This window comes from Bacteroides faecis MAJ27, assembly GCF_900106755.1.
Taxonomy (GTDB): domain Bacteria; phylum Bacteroidota; class Bacteroidia; order Bacteroidales; family Bacteroidaceae; genus Bacteroides; species Bacteroides faecis.
In genome coordinates this window covers 34,448-60,229 of sequence record NZ_FNNN01000025.1, presented here as the reverse complement: position 1 = coordinate 60,229, position 25,782 = coordinate 34,448, and the positions used below count along the sequence as shown (strand labels likewise).

The window sequence follows — 25,782 nt, the reverse complement described above, 5'->3', positions numbered from 1 at the left end:
GTTCTTCACTCTTCATTAATATTAGTGTTTAAAATGACGGATACCAGTAGTCACCATTGCCATACCGTGCTCGTTGCAGTATGCAAAAGTAAGATCGTCTTTCACTGATCCACCCGGTTGGATGACTGCTGTAATACCTTCTTTATCCGCAATTTCCACGCAATCCGGGAAAGGGAAGAAGGCATCTGACGCCATTACCGCACCATGCAGATCGAATCCGAATGACTTGGCTTTTTCAATTGCTTGTTTCAGGGCGTCTACACGTGAAGTCTGTCCCACACCGCTTGCGAGAAGCTGTTTACCTTTGGCCAGCACAATAGCGTTTGACTTGCTGTTCTTTACGATCTTGTTGGCAAACAACATATCTTCTACTTCTTCCGGAGTAGGAGCTTTGTCTGTCACCGTTCTCAGATCAGCCACCGTTTCTATATTCGTATCTTTATCCTGCACCAATACACCGTTCAGCAAAGCACGGAATTGCTTCTTCGGCAATTTGGCTTCTTTGCGAACCAGAATGATGCGGTTCTTTTTCTGTCCCAGAATCTCGAGTGCGTCTACGTCATAGTCCGGCGCGATAATTACTTCGAAGAAAATCTTGTTGATCTCCTCAGCAGCTGCTTTGTCAATCACTCCGTTGGTTATCAATACACCTCCGAAAGCAGAAACCGGGTCTCCCGCCAACGCATCTGTCCATGCATCCAGTACGGTAGAACGGGAAGCCAGACCACAAGCATTGTTATGTTTCAGGATAGCGAAAGTCAGATCTTCGTACTCGTCGATCAAATCAACGGCAGCATTGATATCCAAGAGGTTGTTATATGAGATTTCCTTACCGTGAATCTGGTCGAACATAGCATCCAGATTTCCGTAGAAGTAACCTTTCTGATGAGGATTTTCACCGTAACGGAGTTGCTTCTGGCTGTTTACCGAACAGCGGAAAGCAGAACCTTCGCCGGCATCGAAATAATTGAAGATAGCTGAATCGTAGTGAGAAGAAACGGCAAATGCTTCTTTTGCCATCCAGCGGCGTTCTTCGAGCGAAGAAGTAGCACCGTGTTCCATCAACATATCCAGCAATGGTTTATATTGAGCCTGAGAAGCTACGATGATCACATCGTTGTAGTTCTTGGCGGCAGCACGAATCAAAGAGATTCCACCTATATCGATTTTTTCAATGATGTCTGCTTCGGATGCGCCGGAAGCTACGGTAGCTTCAAACGGATACAAGTCGACAATAACCAAATCTATTTCGGGGATTTCATACTTTTCAATCTGTTGAATATCCTGTTCCAGATCACGACGGCAAAGGATACCTCCGAAGATTTTCGGATGTAATGTCTTCACTCTGCCACCCAGAATTGAAGGATAAGTGGTCAAATCTTCCACTGCCTTACAAGGATATCCTAGTGATTCAATAAACTGACGAGTTCCGCCTGTTGACAGAAACTCTACTCCTTCTTCGTAAAGTTTGGTAATAATTTCATCCAAACCTTCCTTATGGTATACAGATACCAATGCAGTTTTTATTCTTTTAGACTCTGACATTGAATTGCTTATTAAGTATTTGGTGTGCAAAGTTACGAAATATTGTTTATCGTACGTAATAAATAAGGTGTGAATTAATAAAAAAAAGCGTTGACTATTCCAAGTGGAAAGTCAACGCCTCTTTGCGCATATTAGTTATAATCAATAAATATTACCAGATAGACACACGTTTGTCTTTAGCTACGAACATAGGATCATGTTCGGTGATATTGAATGCTTCGTACCAATTCTGGATATGAGGCAGCGCACCGTCCACACGCCATTTTCCTAAAGAGTGAGGATCGAGTTTGGTCAGTCGGAGAATCTCTTCCGGACGGATATGTCCTGCCCATACGTTAGCATAAGCGAGGAAGAAACGCTGTTCGGGAGTAAATCCGTCAACAACTTCCAGCGGTGCTGCTTCCATAGCTTTCTTGAAAGCCTGGAAAGAAACCTGCAAGCCACCATGGTCGGCTATGTTCTCTCCCAAAGTCAGTTCACCGTTACCATGCACACCGGGAGCCACTTCGATACTGTCAAAGAAGTTCACCATTACCTGAGCACGTTCTTCGAACTTTTTGGCATCTTCTTCCGTCCACCAGTCTTTCAAGTTACCGTCTTTGTCGTATTGGCGACCCTGATCGTCGAATCCGTGAGTCATTTCATGACCGATTACCACACCGATAGCACCGTAGTTCATCGCATCATCAGCGTTCATATCGAAGAACGGAGCCTGCAGAATAGCGGCAGGGAAACAGATTTCGTTGGTTGTCGGGTTATAATAAGCATTCACCGTCTGAGGTGTCATCAACCATTCGTCCTTGTCAACCGGCTTGCCTGCTTTAGCAATCATATCATTGAAATCCCATTGGCTGGCACGTTCGATATTGGCCCAATAAGAATCATCTTTGATTTCCAGAGCAGAGTAATCTTTCCATTTATCCGGATAACCGATCTTTACATGGAAGGTAGCCAGTTTCTCCAGCGCTTTCACCTTTGTCGGTTCGCTCATCCATTCCAATGCTTTAATACGCTCACCCAAAGAGCTCTGCAGGTTCTTCACCAGTGCAACCATACGTTCTTTGGCAGCGGCAGGGAAATATTTCTCTACATACATCTGTCCTACGACTTCGCCCAAAGAGCCGTCTACGGTACTTACCGCGCGTTTCCAACGAGGCTGCATTTCTTTCTTGCCGGACATGGTTCTGCTATAGAAGTCAAAGTTCTGTGCTACAAAATCATCGCTCAGGAAAGAGGCTGCTGCATCGATCAGATTCCATTGAAGATAGAACTTCTGATCTTCAAGAGGTACTGTGTTTATGATATCGGCCACTTCCTTCATGGCTGCAGGCTGACCGATATTCACTTCTTTCAGGTCTTTCAGCCCGGAAGTAGTGAAGTAAACATCCCAGTTGAAAGTAGGGAAGTTCTTTTTCAGCGTTTCCATATCCATCTTATTATAGTTGGCATGCGGGTCACGCAACTCTACCTGTGAGCGGGCAGCTTTGGCAAGACGTGTTTCGATATTCATTACGGCAGTCATTGCTTTCTGTGCGGTAGCTTCGTCATAGCCAGCCAACTGGAACATTTTAACGAGATGTTCCTTATATTTGTCGCGGATGTTTTTAGTCTGTTCGTCATCTTCCAGATAATAATCGCGCTGTCCCATTCCGAGACCGCCCTGATAGGTCTGAACCATATTCATGGAACTGTTCATATCATCCGCACTTACAAACATGGTAAAGTAAGGACGTATTCCTTTCTTCTGACTTTCGGCGATGTAGGTATAAATCTCTTCCTTATCTTTGAGTGCATTGATGGCCTCCATTTCTTCTTTGATCGGAGCCGCTCCTTCTTTGTTCAGTTTCACGCTGTCCATAGCGATATTATAAAGATCACCCACTTTCTGAGCAGCGCTGCCCGGAGCGTTATCCGTCTTTGCAGCCAGTTCGGCAATCAGTTCCTTCAACTGTTCACGGCTTTTCTCGTGAAGCATATCGAAAGAGCCGAAACGTGAATACTCGTCTGTCAGCGGATGACTTTCAATCCATCCACCACAGGCATACTGATAAAAACTTGTACCCGGCATTGCCGTGGTATCCAGATTAGCAAGGTCGATACCGGACGTTAGTACGGCCTCTTTCTTGCTATTACATCCTGTTGTCATAAGGCATACGGCAAGAATTGGTAAATACTTGGTTACTTTCATATTGTATAATAAATTAGTTTTTCACTTCTTCCAACTCCATCGAAACACGTTCCCATTCTTCAACAGTGGTATCCAATTGCTGCTTCAACTTCTGATGCCGTTCGTACAGTTGCATATCTGATGCTCCTTCGGGAGTTGCCATCTTTGCTTCCAAAATAGCGATGGCAGATTCTGTTTCTTCTATCGAAGCTTCACAATCGGCTACCTGCCGTTCGAGTTTTTTTATCTTTTTGTTAAGTTCCTTCTGCGCCTCATACGAAAGTTTGTTCTCTGAAGGCTGCTCCGAATCCGCTTCGTTACCTTTGGCAGACGCGGTAGGAGAAGCTGAAAGAGAAGCACTTTTCTGAAGTTCATTCAGGCTATCGATCTTCTTCTTTTGCAGAAAATCGTAGATGCCACCCAAATGTTCTTTCACTGTTCCACCTCCGAACTCATATACTTTAGTCGCAAGTCCGTCCAGAAAATCACGGTCATGGCTGACAAGTATCACTGTTCCGTCAAATTCTCGGATAGCTTCCTTCAATACATCTTTGGAACGCATATCCAGATGGTTGGTAGGTTCGTCCAGAATCAGGAAGTTCACCGGCTCCAGCAACAGCTTAATCATAGCCAGACGGGTACGTTCTCCGCCGGAAAGCACTTTTACTTTCTTATCCGAAGCTTCACCGCCAAACATGAAAGCACCCAGAATATCACGTATCTTCAACCGGATATCCCCCGTCGCCACCCGGTCGATCGTATCAAATACCGTCACGTTCTCATCCAGCATCTGCGCTTGATTCTGTGCAAAGTAGCCGATCTGTACGTTATGCCCAATCGTCAGTTTGCCATCAAAATCAATCTCGCCCATAATACATTTTACCAGTGTGGACTTACCTTCTCCGTTCTTTCCGACAAATGCTACTTTTTCTCCTCTGTTAATCGTCAGATTCACATCGTGGAAAACAACATGATGTCCGTATGCCTTACGTACATCTTCGCAAATAACCGGATAATTTCCGCTACGGCTGGCAGGGGGGAATTTCAAACGGAGGGAAGAGTTGTCTTCCTCGTCCACTTCAATGCGGTCTATTTTTTCCAGTTGTTTGATACGGCTTTGTACCTGTACGGCTTTGGTTGCCTTATAACGGAAACGTTCGATAAAGTCTTCCGTATCCTGTATCTGTTTCTGTTGATTCTCGTAAGCACGGAGTTGCTGTTCACGACGTTCTTTGCGTAATACGACGAACTCATCATACTTCACTTTATAGTCGTAAATCTGACCGCAAGTAATCTCAATGGTACGAGTAGTTACATTATTGAGAAATGCACGGTCATGGCTGACCAGTACTACGGCATTGGCACGGGTAGACAGGAAATTTTCCAGCCATTGTATACTTTCGATATCCAAGTGGTTGGTCGGCTCGTCGAGCAGAAGTACATCCGGACGGCGAAGTAAAAGCTTTGCAAGCTCGATACGCATACGCCATCCACCGGAAAACTCGGAAGTCGGACGAGTAAAGTCTTCTCTACTGAACCCCAATCCCAACAGGGTACGTTCTATTTCCGCCTGAAAGTTGGTTCCGCCCATCATCAGGAAGCGGTCGTTTTCATGTGTGAAGCGGTCTATTAACTGATGGTATTCTTCGGATTCATAGTCGGTTCGGTCGGCAAGCTGCTGGTTCATCCGTTCTAGATTTGCCTGAAGTTCGAAAATGTGCTCGAAGGCTAGCTCTGCTTCCTCCATCACCGTACGGACATCCGAAAGGATCATCACCTGTGGCAGATAACCAATCGTTACATCTTTGGGAACGGCTACTACGCCATGAGTCGGGTTTTGCAGACCTGCCAATATTTTCAGCATAGTCGATTTGCCCGCACCGTTTTTACCGACCAACGCGATACGGTCTTTTTTATTGATAACATAGCTGACGTCCGCAAAGAGCGGTGTCGCATTAAATTCTACTGATAGTCCTTCTACTGAAATCACTTCTGTCTCTGATTTATAAGATTTTGGATTGCAAAGATAATGAATAATTATTGGAAAAAGGGTAGTATTATCCGTTATGACAGACAAAAAAAGCAGTCATTCCTATGAATGACTGCTTCCTATCTTTATCAAAAGCTTTTCTTTAGAACAATTTAGCAGGATATTCACCGGCATCTACCAATGCCTGAATCTTATCTACTACGCTCTGACGGTCTTCCGGATAAGTCACACCAAACCATTTGCTGGTAGTATCCAGAACTTCCACAGTTGCAGTTCCGTCATTGATCAATTTATCCACCATCAATGGGATAAAGAATTCGCTCTTCAGGTTCTCCATGTTCTTCGGATCGCTCAGGAATGTTTTGAAGAACTCTTGGCTATAGGCAAAGTAGTCGGGAGTAAAGCCCCAGAAATTCATACTTACCGGAGTTGTATCAGGAGTAGCGGTCCATTCACCGTTATCATCGATATATTTTACTTCTCCGTCCATACGTTGAATCTTCGTACGCTCAACAACTGAAGTCAGCAAGTTGTTGGCATCTGTACCGCAGATACCGCGAGATACCGTACCGCTTTCGCTCAAGGTATTTCCTACACGGAAGCCTACCATTGAATAAACGTTCTTGGAGTTTTCGGGAAGAGCAGACAGGAATTTGCCCATTACCTGAAATGAGTCACGACCATAGAAGTCATCACAGTTGATTACCGCAAACGGTTCACTAATCACATCAGCTCCCATCATTACCGCATGGTTTGTACCCCATGGTTTTGTACGGTCTGCCGGACATGTGAAGCCTTCCGGAAGATCATTGATAGACTGGAATACCAATTCGCAAGGAATATGGCCTTCGTATTTAGAAATAATCTTTTCGCGGAAATCCTGTTCAAAATCTTTGCGGATTACAAATACAAGCTTACCAAAACCGGCATTGATAGCATCATAGATAGAGTAATCCATAATAGTTTCGCCATTCGGACCCAGTCCGTCCAATTGTTTCAAGCCTCCATAACGGCTACCCATACCAGCAGCCAATAAGAATAAAGTTGGTTTCATAAATTGTGTAATATTAAAAGGTTAGTGATGTCAACGGCATCAGATTTCGTTGCAAATTTACGAAAATAGTTGAATCCAACAGGACAAATATCAATCATTCTTCACTAATATCGTACAAAAATCATTCATTAGAACGGGTAACCGATAGCAAAATGTATTCCCAAATTCTTTAAGAAAGCTCCGGTTACATTATAATAACCGCTACGGTCCGTATCATAAGGCAGATGCAGAGGAATACCAAAGTCGAGACGGAATACAAGAATATCCATGTCATAACGGATACCGACACCGGTTCCCAAAGCGATTTGTTTAGGAAAAGTTTTCAGACGAAGTTGTGAATTGGGGCGTGCTTCTGTTCCATCAGCTAAAAGTTTCCTGTCCTTACGCAATAACCACACGTTTCCGGCATCCAGAAAAGTGGCTCCCCAAAAACTCTTGAAAATGCGGAAACGATATTCCACGTTCGCCTCAAAACGGAAGGTTCCTGTCTGATCGAGATAGGAATATTTTCCCTCTTCCGGATGATAACCGCCCGGACCGACGCTGCGCACTGTAAAAGCACGGATACTATTGGCACCACCTACATAAAATTGTTCACTATAGGGAGCTATCGTGGCATTGCCATAAGTAAACAGTGCACCTACTGCCATGCGGCTGGCTATCGCATTATTCTTATCTATGTTCCACAAATGACGCAACTCCGTATTCAACTTCACAAACTGTGCAAACGGAGCCCCCAGCAAACTCTTATCCTCTTCATTGAACGGCTTGCCAAAAGCACGGTAAATAAGGGAAGTGATATTACCCGCCGAAGTGACGGTAGACTGCCACCAGATAGGGTTCTTTATCCGGCGGACCGAAGCATTGTCATACGTATACGTATATTCCATCGCCGGAATAAACTGGTTCCTAAGACTGACATACAGTGCAGGATTAGCTTCAGCTATTTCTTTAAAATCCTCAGACTGATGCTGCAAGACATTAAATGTCAGTTTAAAAGGGGTAATACTGTGCCTGCTGGTACGGGAAGGCTGGAAATCGTATGTAGCATTGCCCCCGAAGGACAGCAGTTTATAGTATTTAGCCCGGTTCAACTGATTGATATACAAACGGAAAGTCGTCGTAGCGGGGAAGTCAAATTCCCGTTTACCCAAATGCGGGAAAACGACTCTCGGAAAAGTCAGAGAGGTAGAAAGTCCCATTTCCCAACTGTTCATCAGCGAGCTCTTCTCTCCGCCTCCGGTTTGCCATTCGTAAGATCCTTTCAATTTGACATTCCAGCTTTCGCCACCTCCGAATACATTATTACGGGTGACACCAAAAGAAGCACCGGGGCCAGTCTGGTCATTACTCTTCGTTACCACGTTCAGTTCCAGTTCTGCATCCAGCGGTTTGGCAAACGTAGCCTGCATAGTGACATCCAGCGTATCACAAGCGGCTGTCGTATCTCTGGGAGCATATTGCATATCAAGATAGCTGAATATACCCAGCTGGCTCAGTTTCTCCTGAACCTGTTCCTGACGGTACTGGCTATAAAGGCGAGTACGGTTGGAAGCTCTCATCTGTTTGCTCCGCACAAATTGTTGATAATTCATCCACCGATAAAGCATATTAGGACGAACCCGCAACTTATCATAATAGTGAATATTCAGATTCTTATACAAGATACTGTCGTTAGGAGCTTCTCCATTCTTTCCGAAAAGATATACCGAAGCGTCTCCCACATAATAAGCACGTTGGGCAGCAGTAGGCAAACCCGGAACAGGAATCAGGCGAAGGCTGATATGACCGCCGGGCACTAAAGTGGTGTCCGCCTGATAAGTCATATAATCCGGACGGAAGAAAAAATATCCGCGGTTACGCAAAAGAGCACTGATGCGGGAACGTTCTTCATCCAAATCGACCACATTAAACTGTTCGCCGGGGGTAATGTAGGACATACGACGCCCACGTTCCATAATCTTCAGAGTCTGGGGAGTGAAACGCTGATAATAAACGGTATCAATAAAATAAGGATTCTTCATATCTACCGTATAGAGAAGACTTGCTTTCAGACTGTCTTTCTTATCAACCAATGTTTCGCAAGTCACCTTTCCATTGAAATATCCATAATCACGGAGCAGATTGGTAGCTACCTTGACACGCACTTCGGGATTGACCGTAGAAATAAACACGGGAGGATTGGCGGCAAAGCGGTTAAACATCCATTTGCCGAATCCTTTCTTATACTTCACAAAGTCGTTATACATCCACATTTTAAAAGGAATAGGCAGAAAGCCTCCCAGCAAGGTAGTACTGGGAGTTTTGGCCAAAGCTGCATTGATTTCCGTCAAAGCTGTTTCGCCAACCCGTGTCGATGATTTATTGACAACCACCGTTTTTCCTCCGGTATAGAGAATTTCACCTTCGGGCAGATGTTTCGTCACCGAACAAGCCGAAAACAAGACTACACTGATCAGCCAGCCTGCTAATATGTTAATACGTATATCTTTCATTCTTACTTCTTTTTCTTAAAGATGAACAGTTCACTGAGTTTGTCCAGTTTCTTGCGAAGTACCAGACCGACTCCGGTTTCCGTAATCTCCCCTTCGAGTACACTTTCGTAGTTTTTATCATAGAATAAACGGACATAACGGGTTCCCGTACGATCCAGACGATATTCCAAAGAGATATTATCAATGAAGGACTCGGCATCATTCGTCGCATTCTCTCCTGTAGATACCTTACCGCCGATCACAATCTGGAAACGGTTGTTAAAGAGGCGTTGTGAATAACGGAAACTATAGTCCGTACGCTTGCCGCCAGTATCCGAGGCATCATGATCTTCGACACCTACAGAAACGCTTGCATTCTTCAGGTTACCCATCAGCGAGTTTATCTGACTGCTCAACACGGAATTCAGGGCAGAACCCATATTCAACTTGCCGAGGCCGCCCCCTCCGCCGCCAATCGGTCCGGTGCCGAGATAAGTTTTCATCAACATGATATAAAGCGCCTGTTTTCCCCGCTCTTCTGCTCCCATAGCAGTCAGTTCATTCTGTATGGTCGCATCTTCCGGAGCTGCTACATCAAACGCAAAAGAAAGATTATCCAGCCGGTTCTTCACGACAATGGAAACATCAAAGTTAACCATTCGCGTTCCTCCATTCTCTCCTTCGGACACGGAAGCACGGATACGGTCGGTCGCCTTGAAGTTCAGCATGGGGTCCATCGGGTTTCCGGTCCATTCTACGTAACTGCCGTTATCAATGGCAAATTCTTTGACAGCAATGATAGGCAAGGAATACTTCATCAATCCACCGCTCAGGGTGTAACGTCCGGTCAGGGTCAGGTCGCCCTGCGGAGTATACTTCATCGAAAGATCACCGCCTCCTTCCAGCTCGACACGGTTATCATTGCTTGCATCCAAATCCACTTTCACGCGGACAGAAGGGTCAATATGAACCATCATTACCATATCCAGCCCCCCCAAAGACACCGTAGGCACTTCCTGGCGGACAACTGTGGTGGTATCGCTGAATGAAGTAAATGTCACCAGACTTCCCAGACGGTCCTGCACAGTCAACGGTGAATCGGTCAGCACATAGGAAACGTCCGTGTTGCCTAACAGATTCAGATTGCCACGCATATTCAATCCGTCCAATGGTCCTTTTATAGTTGCCCGCAAATCAGCGAATACCTTTCCGTAGACAAGGCTCTCACGGGTGCGCTTTGCATTCAATAAGGTATAGTTCTCCGCCAACAGGTTCAGACTTGCCATCGGGCGGGACATATCCCGGAAATCGACATAACCGTCAATCGTAAACGGATTCTTTCCTGTGGTGTAAATGGCGAACTTATCAAAGATCAGACGATTGTTCTTCAATTGTACAGGGCGGTTATCAAACAGGAAGTTAGCACCATACTGGCGTGACAGGACAGATACGCTGTCCAGTATCAGTTCGCCGTTGATTAAAGGTTGTTCGGTACTACCCGTAATGCTCAGTTCTCCGTCCATATCACCGGCAAGCGTAACAAGTTCGTCGGGGATAAAGACATTGGCTATATGCAGCGGGAAGTGTTCCAGCGTCGTATTTACTTCCAGGCTATCCTTACCCGTCGAAGTAGGGAGCAGCTTACCGTCTGCTACCAGTACTTCTACTTTATCATGATTCAGATAAGCGTTCAGATACTGCTTTCCCTGCTCACCCGGTAACCACGTAGCTCCCAGAGTGACATCACCAATACGCTGGCGTTCATAAGTCAGTTCATCAATAGATGCTTCCGCAGAAAGCTGAAGGTCTTTTTCCGTCTGTATGTAGTGTGCTTCGGCTGAGAATAATCCGGTTATTTCGGGGAAATAAGGCAGTACGCTCGTTATTTCATCCAGACGGATTCTCCGGATTTCAACATCAATATTCTGTAAAGAAACCGTATCCCCCTCTACCGAATGGACACGGAATCCCATGCCTTCATCATCCCACATATCCACATTGGCGTAGACACGCATATTCTTATGCAGATATATCCAGTTGTGATTCTCATTGAAATGAAATTTACGGAATGCAATAATCGGTTCTGCCGGAATCAGCGTAAAAGCCAGTCCGTCTCCTTTCCCGCGTCCTCCAACCAGCGGACGGGCATTGACACCAAGCAATACACCGGTTTCTCCTTTTCCATTCTTATATTCTGCTATCAGTTCGGCATCACGGTCACGAATCTCTCCTGTCAGAATCGTAGTGAAAGAGAATTGGGGATTCTTCGGTCCGTTAATGACTCCGGCACGCAGGTTCATGCGGGTGGTATCTTGCTTGACCGTGAAGAAGACAGTATCCAACTGCAAGGTATCCACTTTCAAGGCGTGAATGGCTGCTTTTCCATTGATTCCCCAATCGGGGGCTGTGCCAAATTTCATGGAGGCATCATGGAAAGATATATTTTTCATTGCCATATAATATGCCAACGGATTCTCCTTCCCTGCCGAGAAAGAGAAAATGGCGGACGGCAATGCCTCACGCAAAGCAGCATGATCCAATAACTTTTCATCTATCTGTTTCATCAGCACGTCGACAAAACGGGTAGACTGACGAATCAGCGGATATACACCGGCACGGGCACTCAGATTCAGTTTCATATCACCGGATGTGAAATAGGTGAAAACACGGTTCTGCCGTGCCTCTCCGCTTAAATTGAATGCCAGCGGACGCTTCATCGGCTTCGGTATAAGCCCCAGTTCGTGCAAATCAAGCTGGGTGACGTCAACGGTTACTTTTCCATCCGGATAACTGTGAGCTAAATTATATTCTGCATTAGCAGTCATTTTCAGAAGCTCATTGTCACTGGTAAGCTGAGCCGTCGCCAAAGCGCCTTTGAGATTTCCCGTCAAATGGACATTTGAAAGATGGTAGCGGGCATAATGAAGTTGATCCAAGGAGAGATTCAGCTTGGCAAAAGAATGGAAAGACATAACATCCAATCCTCTACCAGCGGCATCTGCCGAAAGAGACAGTTCATAGATTGAGTCTTTCGGAAGGAAATTATGAAGCTGCAGGTCATTTATTTTTAAGTCAGCTGTATAGACCTCTGTCAAGCTATTTAATGCAGCATTTACATTCATGCTGCCTTTACCTTCTTTAAGGTCAAGCTTTGCCTTATACTGAGGCCCGTTCATCTCCATCTTCATTTTAAGGCTCATACTATCTGGAACCACCAGAGAGCCATCGGGTGTCACTCCGGTCAGTCCCGTCAGAAAGTTCAGATTTTGAGTGACCATATCCAGACCAATAGTACCCGAACGCCTCAAACTGTCTGTCAGGTTCTCCAAAATACCTCCTCCTTTCAGCGAGAAAGCACCCGGCAGATCTACAGTGAAACGTGAAATCTGCATTTCTTTCAGATTTCCATCCGTACCGGCACGCACCACTAACGGACGGAACGGATATGCTTCTTTGAACGTCTGAGGCAATCCGCCGGCAAAAAGCATGACGTCTTCCTTGCCTATATAGGCACTAAAATTGGCGGATAAACGGCCTGTCGTCGGAATGTTCACAAGTTCCCAATAAGTCTGGGCGGATAAATTGATCTCTGAATGAGGAGTTTGCAGCTTCAAATCAGGAATACGGATAATAGAATCATTAGAAAAGAGTCGTCCTGTCAGCGACGTAATGCTCAGTCCCGAACGTTCTTCCATGGTTATTTCGCGAATGACGGCATTCATGTTTCTGCCTTCGTAGAGCAACGAGTCCAGACCGATACGGATGTTCCGGACTGCCATATGGGAAGCGTCAAAACCTTCTGCCGGACCGGCTTCTCCGGTATCATAACTGGCAGAGGCACCCGACAAAAGAAACTGCCTCAACCCATAGAACTGGTTCTTTAAATCCGCTTTGGCATCGTCAACAGTCGCTTCACCTATATAGGCTGCCATCTTCAGGGAATCGGCAGGCAGTTGCATATCGAATGATATATTCTTCAACTTCAGCTGATGAAGGTCCACCTTCCAATTCACAGGCGCGGACGCCGTCGTATCTTTGGGAGTAGTCGTGGTATCATTCATCAAGAGTTGTATATGGGTATCGGATAACTCCGCCCGGTTGACAACTGCTGTTTCATTAGATAAATCGACTCCATGACTTTGCAGGAAGAAACGTCCCAGAACGCCTTTTATCTGCATTCCTTCTATCAGGTCGGCAGAATTAACCGCCACCTGACTCAAAGTGACATCGTCCACTTCTACTTTTCCCTTTAATAACGGCCATGCCTGTACGCGAACATTCAGGCTTTCCAAAGACAATAAAGTATCCGGCTGCTGTATGACTTCCACTCCCCGTACCAACAGATTTAACGGGAAACGAAGGTCTATCCGTTCTACCTGAATCTGCATTCCGGTTGCCTTAGAAGCATACGCAGTAACCTCCCGTCGCAAAAGATTCTGAACAGGCGGTATATAAAGTAATACCATTAGTATTACAAAAAGTATTATAGGAGTAAGCAATATCCAGCTCACCCGTCTTATCCATTTTCGTTTCATGCAGGATGTGTCAGTGTAAAAGTGATACAAAGTAAACAAATTACTTTGAAAAAAGGTTTGTCGAAGAGCTAAAATGTGAGAAAACCAGCGACATCTTCTCTTTTTACTACTAGCCTATGTCTGTGCCGCGCCTTTGGCACAACTGTGCCACGCCTTTGGCACAACCGTGCCAAGCCCTTGGCACAAGTGTGACAACGGAGTGGCACAGGTCGTACACCGGGAGCTTAACCTGAAGCACATAGTAGCTGAGATCTAACATGCCTCCAGACCATAATCTTCAGCAGCGCGAATCACTTTGCGAACTGCCTCCAGCGCTTCCAACGCAGTCTTTTCTATATCATCGGAGAACGCTTCTCCACGACAAGACTCCAGCCATTTTAATGGAGCAACTGACTCAGAAACACCTATTAAAATAAAAAGAGGAAGCAGTTTATGAGCCATGGCGGCAATTCCGTCCACCTCCCTGTCAACCAATGCCTGCTGCATCCGTTCGGCATTCTTTCCGGTCTCTTCGACAAAAGTCCGGATAATGGAACGTGCTGCTTCCGGGTCATCTTCCGAGAAGGCGGTAAGTGCAGAGAAATTGAATGAAGGATGAGCACTTTCACGCTTTGAATCAATCTCTGTCGAGGGATTCTCTTCAGGTAGTGCATCTGTTGTCAGTTGCATATCGTGTGTTATATGTGCCTCATCAGCCGCCATCTGACCTTCATTCAAGGTCAGCAACAGTTCTTTTACTGTAAAAGGCTTGTGCAGGCATCCGGCAAAGCCATGTTCATGCAACGCCTTTTCATCCATTTCACTGCGTGCCGTGACAGCAATTACCGGAATATTACGGGCCTGAGGGATATTAGAGGCACGCAATAATTTTACCAGATCAAAGCCGTTGATAGCAGGCATCTGTATATCAGTCAGCAGTACATCAAAAGTTGAAGAACGCAATTGTTCTGTCAGTTCCTCCAATTGTTCACAACAGACTGCATCAATGCCATGTTGCTTCAGCATGGCAGCAGTCAGGTTCAGCTGAATCTTATCATCATCAATCAGAAGCACACGGATAACCTTCATAGGTGGGATAGCGTCTGTTTCTTCATTCAATGTATTCTCTTCAGAAGAAGCATCCTCTCCGGGAACCTCTGCACCTGCCGGTATTTTTCTGATTCTGCTTCCAAAAGGCTTATTCTCCACAATCGACTTACCTACCGGAAAGAGTGGCAACACGACAGTGAAGCAACTTCCTTTTCCCAAGGTACTTTGCACATCGATGGTACCTTCAAGCAGAAGAACCAACTTATGTACGATAGACAATCCCAGCCCGAATCCTTCTTCTCCCTGCGCACCGGGAAGGCGGGTAAATTCCTGAAAAATACGTTCCCGATCTTCTGACGCCATGCCTTTTCCGGTATCCGAGACCGCAATGGTCAGCTTCGAAGCATCATAACTGACAGATAACGTTATCTCACCCTGCTGAGTGAATTTCACAGCATTGGACAAGAGATTATTCACAATCTGCTGAATGCGCAAAGGGTCACTGATATACTTCTCCGATAGCTCCGGAGCAATATGACATTGCAATACCAAGCCTTTTGCCGCTGTCAGCGGTTCAAAGCAAACACGGATTTCCTCAAATAGCTGGGACGGATTAAAAACAATCCGGTTCACTTCTGCCTTATTAAGATCGAGACGGTGAAAATCAAGCAAGTCGCTTACTAACTTCAGTAAATGTTCCGAAGAGCTCTTCATATTGTCCAGGTAGAATCGTTGCCGTTCATCTTCGGTCAGCCGGGACAACAGTTCCGTATATCCCATGATAGAGCCCAACGGTGCCTTGAAGTCATGGGTAATAGCAAGCATCAGCTTTTCACGGGCGACAAGCAAATCTTCCGCCCGCTTATTCGCTTCTTCAAGCTGGCTTCGATAACGATTGCTGCGAGTGATATCCCGCATGATCAGAATCAGAAAAAAAGCAGACAGGAATACAGCACCAATAGCGATGCCTGCAATGATGCTTGCCGAACGCATCCTCACCTCCTGCTGAAGTGCCGCATCCTGACGGGCACGTTCAGTCATTTTCTCCTCATACCCCTTAATCAGGCTATCCATTCTTGCGGTCAACTGTGTGTTCATCCGCTGATACCTCGTACTGGTACGCCGGATCGTTCTTCGCCGTTGCAAGCGTTTCTCTTCGGTAGCCATGCGAATCTTATGCTGAAGAGAATCCGCCGACTTAACAGGTTCCAGAATTGTATCGGTAGCCACTTCCAGAGAAGTGTTGACCAACACGGCAGTATCTTTTTTAGAAGGTGCGAACACTTCCCCCAAGCGTTTGAAAAAGCCTTTCTTTTTGGGGGTAGTTATCAAAGAATCGCGTTTGGTAATGACCCGATGCTGTACCCGTTGCTGGGTAATCACCGAATCCTGCTGTTCGGAGATGATTTCTTCAATTTCTGAAGCGGAAAGCAAGCTGTCATTCGCCTCGCTCAATACCCGCAGCATCTGAAGGGTATTCTGGTCCTTTTCGTGAAGAAGGGTCAGCAGACTGTCTGTTCTCAGATTCTGCTGATCGTCTGCAGCCGACAGTGTTTCCATTTCCTGATGCACAAACACCAGAGAAAAGAGAAGAATCGCCAACAGCAAAATATAGCCAATGGTTATTTTCAGTTTGGTGAAGCGGAAGGAAGCCATAGGCAAATAAAGATTTTGAATTATTTATTTTGAATCGGGGACGGAAGTTTCGTCTTCTGATGGAAACGCCACCATAACATCAGACCGGCACTGGTCAACCCAAAAGGAAATGCCATCCAGACACCTATTATCCCCCATTCCAGCACAAATCCGCAAAAGTAACCGACCGGAAGCGAAATGAGGAAATAAGCAATGAAGGCAATCAGCATCATTAATTTCACATCTGAGATTCCACGCAAAGCATTGGCAAAGGTAATCTGCAATCCATCGCCAAACTGATATACCAAGAATGGGAAAATCAGTGAAGTCACCATAGCCGCCACCTCGGTGCTGTCGGTAAACCAGCCTCCCAAATAATTGCGGCAAAGGAATACAATAGAAGAAAGCACAACACCCAACGCCATCATCAGATGAAAACCGGCATAAGCCGAACGACGTACATTGAGTATATCGCCCTGCCCGTTAAAGTTACTCACACGGACAGCTACAGCAGCTCCCATCCCATAATACATCATGAAAGTAAACTGAGAAATGGCCAGCATGACCTGATGAGAAGCCAGTGCAATCGTGCCCAACCAGCCAATCATCACCGCACTCAAACTGAACGAAGCTGTCTCCATCCCCATCTGAAAAGCAATCGGCCAGCCCAGAGAATTTAAACGTCCGAAGATAGTTTTAGACCATCCCAAACGATAAAAGCCGAGTTTAAAACGAAGAAAACGCGGACTCCGCATAAAGATAATAACAAACACGATCACCATCACGATACGCGAGAACAGCGTACTGATACCGGCACCCAGCAAACCCATTTCCGGCAAGCCCAGCTTTCCGTATATCAGGATATAATTACCAATGATATTCAGTACGTTTCCACCGAGTAATATCCACATGGCAGTTTTAGTGTCCGTAATTCCATCCGTAAACTGCTTGAAGCCATTGAAAAGCATCACAAAGACAAGTGAAGCCAGCAGAACCAGATAATAAGGTTTAATCAGAGGAATAAGTTCCTCCGGCTGCCCCAGATTCTCCACATTGAAGTAAAGGACAGTCATAGCAATTGTGAGTAAGAGTGCTACCAATAAATTTGCCAGCAAACTGTTGCGCAATGCCTGTCCTGCCGGAGCATACTGATGAGTTCCATACAAGCCTCCTACAATAGGAGTCAGCCCATACGAGAAACCTGTGCTGAAAATAATCACCAGATTGAATACATTATTAACGAAGGAGGCAGCACCCAGTTCTATCGTACTATGGTGTCCAATCATCAACGTATCGGCAAAACCAAGCACGATAACTCCTATTTGCCCGATTACAATGGGCAATCCGAGAGAGAGCAGTGCCTTGTAATGTTCCTTATATATACTATAGATATTTCTCATTTATTTTTCCGTAGTTAATCGCATATCCCGGCAACTTTGCATCCCGATGTTGCCTCTATAAAATGTCCCACTCCAAAGGAGAGAATCAGGACACTTGTTTTTTATAATAAAGTATCACTCCATTCTCTTGCCGGAAAGCAGACTGGGCAACTCTTTGCAACTGTCCGGCAGTAACAGCGCGATAACGGTCCACTTCCTTTTCCATGTCTTCCGCTCTGCCTAACAGTTCGAACCATGCCAGATTGGTAGCGACATTCAAATAATTGATATTGCCGAATATCTGTGTCGATTCGAATTTATTCTTTACTTTTTCCAGTTCCTGTTCGTCTACAGGTTCTTGTTGCAAACGCTCCAGTTCTTCACGCACAGCCGCTTCCGCCTGTTCCAGCGATACACCTGCCGAAGGTTTGCCGGAGATATGGAATAATCCGGCATCCACACTACCGGAGATATAAGCGTCAATACTTGAAAACAGTTGCTTTTGTTGCACCAGATGCTGATTCAAACGACTGGAACGACCGTTACTCAACAAATCCGACAATATATCAAAAGCATAATAATCCGGATGATCATGGCTGCACATATGATACGCCATGAATAAAGAATCAAGGGGTACGTTTCGCTCTACCGTCAACCGCCTTTCTTCCGTCTGCTCCGGTTCCTGCGGAAGATTCCGTTGAGGAACCTCCCTGCGAGGGATAGGCCCAAACCATTTCTCCGTCAATGCGACTGCTTCTTCAAAAGCAATATTCCCCGTTACAGCCAAGATTGCATTGTTCGGGGCATAGAAACGGAAGAAGAATGCTTTCACTTCTTCCAGTGTCGCATTGGCTATATGCGACAAATCTTTCCCAATGGTAGGCCACTGATAAGTATGTGTCCGGTATGCCAAAGGGCGCAAAAGATGACCAACATCTCCATAAGGCTGATTCAAGCAACGTTGCTTGAATTCTTCCATTACTACTCCACGCTGTACTTCCAGACTCCGCCCACTGAAATCGAGGCTCAGCATACGGTCAGATTCCAGCCAAAAACCGGTTTCTACATTTTGCCGGGGTACAGTGAGGTAGTAATTGGTGATGTCATTATTGGTCCAGGCATTATTCTCACCGCCTGCCAGTTGCAGCGGCATATCATAATCGGGGATATTCACCGAACCTCCGAACATCAAGTGTTCGAACAAATGGGCGAAGCCGGTATGTTCGGGATGTTCGTCGCGTGCTCCCACATTATATAATATATTAAGAGCTACCATCTGTGTACTTTCGTCCTGCGAGTGTACCAAACGCAACCCATTATCCAGAATATGCCTGTTAATCTTCATTCTACTTAATCTAGTACTTCTACTTTTACTATTTTCACGTCTTCTTCGGGGCGGTCGCTACGGTCGGTTTTCACCTGCTGGATTTTATCCACAATATCCATCCCTTCTACCACTTCGCCGAAGACCGTATATTCGCCGTCCAAATGCGGAGTACCTCCTACTGTCGTGTAAGCCTCGACCTGCTCCGGTGTGAAATGAAATTCCGGTTGCTTGGCAGCTTCTTCCTGAGCCTGCGCAAAAAGTTTTTCCTGCAATTCATAGAGACCGTTTTCATCGTTCTCTTTCCGCATCTTATAGATTTCCTTCATATGCTTCTGAGCCAATGTATTGAAAATAACATTGATCTTATTTTCATTCATCTGGCTTTCCATGCCCAGCAAAGTGGAATCATTGTAGACTTTACCTGTTACAATATAGAACTGGCAACCGGAAGATTCCTTCTTCGGATTCACATTGTCTCCCTGACGGGCAGCCGACAAAGCACCTTTTTTGTGAAAATACTTCGGATATACAAACTCAGCCGGAAGTGTGTAACCCACATCTCCTGCTCCCAGCATCTTTCCTTTCGGTGCATTCTTTGAATCCGGATCACCTGCCTGAATCATGAAATCTTTGATAACACGATGGAACAGCGTTCCTTCATAAACACCCTCTTCCGCCAGTTTAATGAAATTATCACGATGTTTAGGCGTCTCGTTATACAACTTAACCTTGATGTCTCCCAAGGTTGTTTCAATCTTAACCAACGTTTCGTTGTCCATATTTCCTCCTTTTTTTGTTCCGGTTTTGCAGGCTGTAAGTCCGCAAAACGATATGGTTAATAGTAAGTATGCAATCTTTTTCATAACACTTTTATTTAATTTAAGTTTGCAAATATACTACTTTCGCCCAAATCCTCTTACCTTTGCAGCATTAAAAAGAGGCAAAAGAGAGTATGATGAAATCCATATTAATTATTGAAGACGATATCACTTTCGGAATGATGCTGAAAACCTGGCTAGGAAAAAAAGGGTTTGAAGTATCGTCAGTGAGTAACATTGCCCGTGCCCAGAAGCACATTGAAGGACAAGGAGCAGACTTGATCCTGTCCGATTTGCGTTTACCCGATCACGATGGTATCGATCTTCTGAAGTGGATGAACGAAAAGGGAATCGATATACCTTTGATTATTATGACCGGCTATGCCGATATCCAATCGGCAGTGCAGGCTATGAAACTGGGAGCACGTGACTACGTTGCCAAACCGGTGAACCCGGAAGAATTGCTGAAAAAAATGTCGGAAGCTTTGCAAGCGAAAGAAACCTCAGCCGTTCATAACACTGCCAAAGCCCCTGCAAAAAAAAGTACTTCTGCCGTATCCTCCAATAATGCCGAGACTCATCATGCTTATCTGGAAGGAGAAAGTGATGCCGCCAAGCAACTCTATAATTATGTAGGTCTGGTCGCTCCAACTAATATGTCCGTACTGATCAACGGCTCCAGCGGAACGGGAAAAGAGTATGTGGCACACCGTATCCATCAACTGAGTAAACGAAACGATAAACCGTTTATCGCGGTAGATTGCGGTTCGATTCCCAAAGAATTAGCCGCATCCGAATTCTTCGGTCACGTGAAAGGCTCTTTTACAGGAGCACTGACTGACAAAACAGGAGCGTTTGTTGCAGCCAATGGCGGTACTATCTTTTTGGATGAGATAGGCAATCTCGGCTATGAGGTGCAGATACAACTTCTCCGTGCCCTGCAAGAGAGAAAGATCCGTCCGGTCGGTTCCACACAGGAAGTAGCGGTTGATATCCGTCTGGTTTCTGCTACCAACGAGAATCTGGAACAGGCCATCGAAAAGGGAACTTTCCGTGAAGACCTTTTCCACCGTATCAACGAATTTACCCTGCGGATGCCCGACCTGAAAGAACGAAAAGAAGACATACTGCTGTTTGCCAATTTCTTCCTCGACCAGGCAAACAAGGAGCTTGACAAACACCTGATCGGTTTCGACTCGAAAGCATCACAAGCTTTGCTCAACTATCACTGGCCGGGCAACTTACGCCAGATGAAGAATATCGTTAAAAGAGCTACTTTACTGGCACAAGGCAGTTTCATCACTCTTCTTGAATTAGGAACCGAATTGCTGGAGACGACTACTGCTTGTCCGGCAAGTATGGCGCTACGCAATGAAGAGACGGAGAAAGAACACATTCTGGAAGCATTGCGCCAGACCGGAAATAATAAAAGTAAGGCAGCACAATTGCTCAATATCGACCGGAAGACATTATATAATAAACTGAAACTATATAATATCAACCTATAGAATATAAATCAGCGCTATTTATATATTTAGAGGGGGATACGCCAAACTGTTCCATAAAGTGCTTACGCAAAGTACGGGTGTCGGAATACCCAACCATTTCCGAGATTTCCTGAATTGAATAGTGGTTCTCCAGAATTAATGTTGCCGCCTTGCTTATACGTATACTGCGGATCATATCAATAACCGACAATTCACTGCGCTGTTTCACCTTCCGGTATAAGGTTGGCTGACTCATGTTCAATTGCTCCGCCAACATCTTTACATTAAAGTCTACATTAGAAAGATTGGCTTCTATTATAGAGATAAGCCGCTGCAAAAAGGCATCTTCTTTCTCTCCTTCTTCTGACTTCCGTTTCAGCATCAGAGCTTTTGTATAAATCCGTTTCAATCGCTCACGCTGCAAAATCAAGTTATCCACTTTTGTTTTTAATACCTCCGGATTAAACGGTTTCATCATATAATCATCCGCTCCGCTATTGCAGCCCTGCATGATATCAATATCCTCCGCTTTAGCGGTCAACATCAGAATAGGAATAGGAGCAGTCTCCTGCTGCCTACGAATTTCCCGACAGCAAGTAAAACCGTCTTTTACGGGCATCATCACATCCGAGATTATAAGGTCGGGCAACTGTTCTTTTGCCACCCGCACTCCTTCCTCCCCATCCCCGGCTTCATAGACAGTATATCTGGAAGCAAATAAGCTCCGGATATATTCACGGACATCTTCATTATCTTCTATTATCAGCAGACTCTTTTTAACTCCCGCCTCCTGCACATTATTTTCCGACGCCGGAGAAAACGACTCTGGTTCCAAATCCTCATCCTTTATTTTTTCCTGCTGAGCGTCTACAAGCTCATAAGTATCTTTTGCAAAATGCGCTTTTCCTTCGGGAATATAAAGGGCAAAGGTACTCCCTTCATCAGGCACGCTCTTTAAAGTAACCAATCCATGATGCAAGTCCATCGTAGTCTTCACAATATGTAGTCCCACTCCTGCCTTTGTTGACATTTCCGGTCTATTATCGCCTGTTATGAACGATTCAAAAATATGTTTCTGCAACTCTTCCGGAATCCCCGCACCCGTATCCGAAACCGTTATCCGGCAATAGCCTTGACCGTTTCTCATGGCAGGAGATACGGAGAGCAGAACATGTCCTCCCGGAGGCGTATACTTAAAGGCATTAGAAAGAAGATTCTGCACAGCCGAAGTAATCTTTCCCTCATCTACCCAATACAAAAGCCTCTCATCGGGTAAATCAACATCAAAGTGCAGTTGTCTAATTTCGGACATCTGCCGGAACGGTTCCGACACATTACGAACCAACTGCACCAAATCAGTCTCTGACAATTGAAGCCTGACCATTCCAGCCTCTATCTTTTGTATATAAAGCAACTGATCGACTAAAGTATGCAGTGAAGTCGCATTCTTATATATGAGTTGCAATTTCTTATAAAAGTCCTCCGACGGACTATACCGTTTCATCAGTTCCTGCACCGGAGCAAGAATCAGAGTCAGCGGTGTACGCAGTTCATGGGCAACTCCCGTAAAAAAGTTCTCACGTTCCACACGTATCTGATGTTCTTTCTCACGCTCCAGGCTGACCGTCAGCAGTTCATGCTTCATCTGCATTTCGTGTTCCATTCGTTTTTGGCGAAGTTTTATCAACCGCATTCCATAAGCTACTCCTCCCAACAATAACAGAGAGACGAAAAGCCGAAAAACAAAAGTCTGGCTCCAATGAGGGAGAATAACAATCTTCAATGAAGTTACCTCCCCAGTCTCACCATTCGGATAAATATTCCTCACTTCAAACACATAATCTCCGGCAGGGAGATTGGTATACGAAGCTCTCTCTCCCTCATCAGAGATCAGCCAATTCCCCTGATAAGGTAAAAGCCGGTAGTTATATTTCTGTCGTTCATCCGAATAGGACAAGTTATTGAAACTCAAGGAGAAGTCCCTATTATCATTATCCAGTACAATCCGCTCTGCAGAAGAGATTATTTGATTGAGTATAATCTGATTATTTACCTTTTCCCCTATCCCAACAGGACGGTTATCAACTTCCAAACCAGTTATCAATACACGCTCATTCGTTGGATAAGCATTTATTTCCTCCGGATTGAAATAAGTCAGGCTCTGATTATTCCCGAAGAATAAAGTCTTATCACTGAATATAGCAGAACGGTTACTACCCGCTATGTAGTAGTTATAGAAAAGATGCTGGCGACGGCCATAACGCGATATGCCGGAGTTACTTCCCAGCCAGACATGCCCCTCGTTGTCTTCTGCCATACAGCCGATAAAGTTACTGCACAATCCGTTATTCGTTGTATAATGCGCGCTGATTGAATTCTCTCGGGGAGACAGGACAGCAAAGCCATCCGTATAACCTATATATAAATTTCCATCCGAAGATGCCAGTAATGAGCGTACCGAACGATATTCCATATTCATTCTTCCCTCATATCCGTTTTCTACGGATATATCTCCGGAAGCAGATTCAACCAATCTGCAAACTCCCATATTACTTGTCCCCAGCCATATTGTCCCATCCTTGGTCTGAACAATCGCACGGATAAAGGGTTGTCTTTTCTCATTCAAATACCGTTCAGCAGATAACTTGACGCATGTACTCTCCTGATGATTATACAACAGCAGCCCATCGCCCGTACCTACGTAGAGCCTGTTCTTATTATCCATATATAAAGCCCATACCGAAGCCCTGTTGGCAACACCATCCACCAACAATGAATGAACAACAAAACGACCGGTCCGGATGTGGCAGACAGTCAAAGTGCCGTCTATATTGCCAAACCACAGATTTCCGTCTGCGTCTTCCAGAGCACATAACATCGTTTCTTCGGATTTTCCACTTCCTGTATCTACTTTAGAAAAACTAAGTTTTTTCCCTTGTACGTATGGCATGTCACTTCGCATGATTCCTTTATGATAGGTCGCTAACCACACTCGATGATTATCATCCAGAAGGATACTGCATATTTCGTTATGTCTGTCCTGATAATAACGGTCATAGAACTGTGACCTCAAATCCGAATACATCACCCCTCCCCCATTAGTTCCAATCCAAAGAAGGCCATTCGGATCATAATAAGCAGAAATCATACGCGTTTCCAGATTCCGGTAAATCTGCGTATGTGTATTGCTATAAATCTCTGATGTCAATTCTTCCGGCTGCTTTTCATCCGGCATCAATAGTGTATAGCCACCCCATGTCACTGCCAGATATCGATTGTTACCAACAAATACAATCTGATAAACATCTGTATGGGAAAGGAGATTCTCCTTTCCTGTTCCACCAAACGAAATTCGGTCAATATGTCCCGACTTCGTATGATAGCGTACAATACCTTTGGCAATGGTTGAAATCCAGACGATACCGTCTTTATTTAAAATGGAAGTAACTTGTAACGGTTTTCCGTCTGCCAACGATATCTTTTGATACGATTCCGGAGTATCCGGATGAAACAGAATCAGATTCCCCCGATTAGTAGTCAGCCATATCCCGTTCTTATCTTCTTCACGATAACAGATAGAAGAAAAGAGCTCCGTTTTTTCCTCTAATAACTGAAACTCCTTTTGTATGTTTACCCGAACAGCATATTCTCCCTCTTCCTCACCTTGTTCTATCTCCCATTGATAAAGTATCAGCCTGCTTCCTGATATTCCCCAATAGGAAGAATCATCAGCAACTAAGACATGAGTAACACCTGTCGAAATAGCAGAATCAACGCATTTCGGAAGAAAAGTTTCCAGCTTTCGGTTGAAGTAATAAAGAAATCCATCAGATACGACACCTAAAAGATCATCTGACAACCTCACAATACCGGAAACTGAGACATAAGCCTCAGCAGGCTTAAAGTTCTGAATCGTTTTTCCATCATAACGGCTTAATCCGTTATCCGTACCAAACCACATAAATCCGTCTTCATCCTTATATATGCAAGGAATCGTGTTATCTGCCAATCCATCCCTCATCGTCAGCAATTGAATATCTTTATCAAAAAAAGCATAAGCAGGATGCAGCGGATAACAGATCAGAATCAGAAGTGTCAGAATTAGATTTAAGTGCTTCATTCTATTAATCAATTTATAGCAAATAAACGAAATTAAGTCAAAACATACAAAAAATAGAATGAAGAAATGGACTTCTGAATTAAACATGTATGTTGAATGAAAGAAACAGGTATACTCGGAACCACATTGTTTGCATACATTTGCAACCGTATAACAATTTCATGTACACCTTTAAATAATACATACGATGACCTTAGTTGATCTTAACTTGTCAGACACAAA

At 44.9% G+C, this 25,782-nt stretch carries 12 protein-coding genes; 1 reads left to right on the top strand and 11 read right to left on the bottom strand.

Going from position 1 to position 25,782, the window contains the following annotated elements:
• Positions 1 to 21 precede the first annotated feature (21 nt).
• The 10 genes from purH to BLW31_RS18620 all read right to left on the bottom strand — a co-directional run bounded on the left by purH (position 22) and on the right by BLW31_RS18620 (position 19,998).
• Positions 22 to 1,545 (bottom strand): bifunctional phosphoribosylaminoimidazolecarboxamide formyltransferase/IMP cyclohydrolase, encoded by a 1,524-nt coding sequence (gene purH, locus BLW31_RS18665; RefSeq protein ID WP_010536452.1) that lies wholly within the window; start codon positions 1,543 to 1,545, stop codon positions 22 to 24.
• A 151-nt stretch (positions 1,546 to 1,696) separates the two neighbouring features.
• Positions 1,697 to 3,733, bottom strand: coding sequence for a M13 family metallopeptidase (locus BLW31_RS18660; RefSeq protein WP_010536451.1), 2,037 nt, complete (start codon positions 3,731 to 3,733; stop codon positions 1,697 to 1,699).
• A 13-nt stretch (positions 3,734 to 3,746) separates the two neighbouring features.
• Positions 3,747 to 5,702 (bottom strand): ABC-F family ATP-binding cassette domain-containing protein, encoded by a 1,956-nt coding sequence (locus BLW31_RS18655; protein WP_010536450.1) that lies wholly within the window; start codon positions 5,700 to 5,702, stop codon positions 3,747 to 3,749.
• A gap of 142 nt (positions 5,703 to 5,844) precedes the next feature.
• On the bottom strand, positions 5,845 to 6,756 hold the full coding sequence (locus BLW31_RS18650; protein WP_010536449.1) for a nucleotidyltransferase family protein: 912 nt from the start codon (positions 6,754 to 6,756) through the stop codon (positions 5,845 to 5,847).
• A 128-nt stretch (positions 6,757 to 6,884) separates the two neighbouring features.
• On the bottom strand, positions 6,885 to 9,251 hold the full coding sequence (tamL, locus tag BLW31_RS18645) for a translocation and assembly module lipoprotein TamL (protein WP_010536448.1): 2,367 nt from the start codon (positions 9,249 to 9,251) through the stop codon (positions 6,885 to 6,887).
• A 2-nt stretch (positions 9,252 to 9,253) separates the two neighbouring features.
• Positions 9,254 to 13,765, bottom strand: a complete 4,512-nt coding sequence (locus BLW31_RS18640; RefSeq protein ID WP_029425262.1) for a translocation/assembly module TamB domain-containing protein — start codon at positions 13,763 to 13,765, stop codon at positions 9,254 to 9,256.
• Positions 13,766 to 14,017: 252 nt separating this feature from the next.
• On the bottom strand, positions 14,018 to 16,450 hold the full coding sequence (locus tag BLW31_RS18635; RefSeq protein ID WP_010536446.1) for a hybrid sensor histidine kinase/response regulator: 2,433 nt from the start codon (positions 16,448 to 16,450) through the stop codon (positions 14,018 to 14,020).
• 20 nt (positions 16,451 to 16,470) lie between these two features.
• The gene (locus BLW31_RS18630; RefSeq protein ID WP_010536445.1) at positions 16,471 to 17,829 is read right to left on the bottom strand and encodes an MATE family efflux transporter; all 1,359 of its coding nucleotides are present in this window, start codon (positions 17,827 to 17,829) and stop codon (positions 16,471 to 16,473) included.
• 85 nt (positions 17,830 to 17,914) lie between these two features.
• Positions 17,915 to 19,153 (bottom strand): M16 family metallopeptidase, encoded by a 1,239-nt coding sequence (locus BLW31_RS18625; RefSeq protein ID WP_010536444.1) that lies wholly within the window; start codon positions 19,151 to 19,153, stop codon positions 17,915 to 17,917.
• Positions 19,154 to 19,158: 5 nt separating this feature from the next.
• Entirely contained in the window at positions 19,159 to 19,998 is an 840-nt protein-coding gene (locus BLW31_RS18620) for a peptidylprolyl isomerase (protein ID WP_010536443.1), read from the bottom strand.
• Between the two features lie 89 nt (positions 19,999 to 20,087).
• On the opposite strand from BLW31_RS18620, the gene BLW31_RS18615 reads away from it, so the two are divergent.
• The gene (locus BLW31_RS18615) at positions 20,088 to 21,461 is read left to right on the top strand and encodes a sigma-54-dependent transcriptional regulator (RefSeq protein ID WP_010536442.1); all 1,374 of its coding nucleotides are present in this window, start codon (positions 20,088 to 20,090) and stop codon (positions 21,459 to 21,461) included.
• Here BLW31_RS18615 and BLW31_RS18610 read toward each other — a convergent pair.
• The gene (locus tag BLW31_RS18610) at positions 21,451 to 25,560 is read right to left on the bottom strand and encodes a hybrid sensor histidine kinase/response regulator transcription factor (protein ID WP_010536441.1); all 4,110 of its coding nucleotides are present in this window, start codon (positions 25,558 to 25,560) and stop codon (positions 21,451 to 21,453) included. The two genes, BLW31_RS18615 and BLW31_RS18610, sit on opposite strands and share 11 nt — an antisense overlap.
• Positions 25,561 to 25,782 lie beyond the last annotated feature (222 nt).

Coding starts and splice junctions, on each gene's coding strand:
- purH (WP_010536452.1), bottom strand. CDS start 1,545: ATGTCAGAGTCTAAAAGAATAAAAACTGCATTGGTATCTGTATACCAT.
- BLW31_RS18660 (WP_010536451.1), bottom strand. CDS start 3,733: ATGAAAGTAACCAAGTATTTACCAATTCTTGCCGTATGCCTTATGACA.
- BLW31_RS18650 (WP_010536449.1), bottom strand. CDS start 6,756: ATGAAACCAACTTTATTCTTATTGGCTGCTGGTATGGGTAGCCGTTAT.
- tamL (WP_010536448.1), bottom strand. CDS start 9,251: ATGAAAGATATACGTATTAACATATTAGCAGGCTGGCTGATCAGTGTA.
- BLW31_RS18640 (WP_029425262.1), bottom strand. CDS start 13,765: ATGAAACGAAAATGGATAAGACGGGTGAGCTGGATATTGCTTACTCCT.
- BLW31_RS18635 (WP_010536446.1), bottom strand. CDS start 16,450: ATGGCTTCCTTCCGCTTCACCAAACTGAAAATAACCATTGGCTATATT.
- BLW31_RS18630 (WP_010536445.1), bottom strand. CDS start 17,829: ATGAGAAATATCTATAGTATATATAAGGAACATTACAAGGCACTGCTC.
- BLW31_RS18625 (WP_010536444.1), bottom strand. CDS start 19,153: ATGAAGATTAACAGGCATATTCTGGATAATGGGTTGCGTTTGGTACAC.
- BLW31_RS18620 (WP_010536443.1), bottom strand. CDS start 19,998: ATGAAAAAGATTGCATACTTACTATTAACCATATCGTTTTGCGGACTT.
- BLW31_RS18615 (WP_010536442.1), top strand. CDS start 20,088: ATGATGAAATCCATATTAATTATTGAAGACGATATCACTTTCGGAATG.
- BLW31_RS18610 (WP_010536441.1), bottom strand. CDS start 25,560: ATGAAGCACTTAAATCTAATTCTGACACTTCTGATTCTGATCTGTTAT.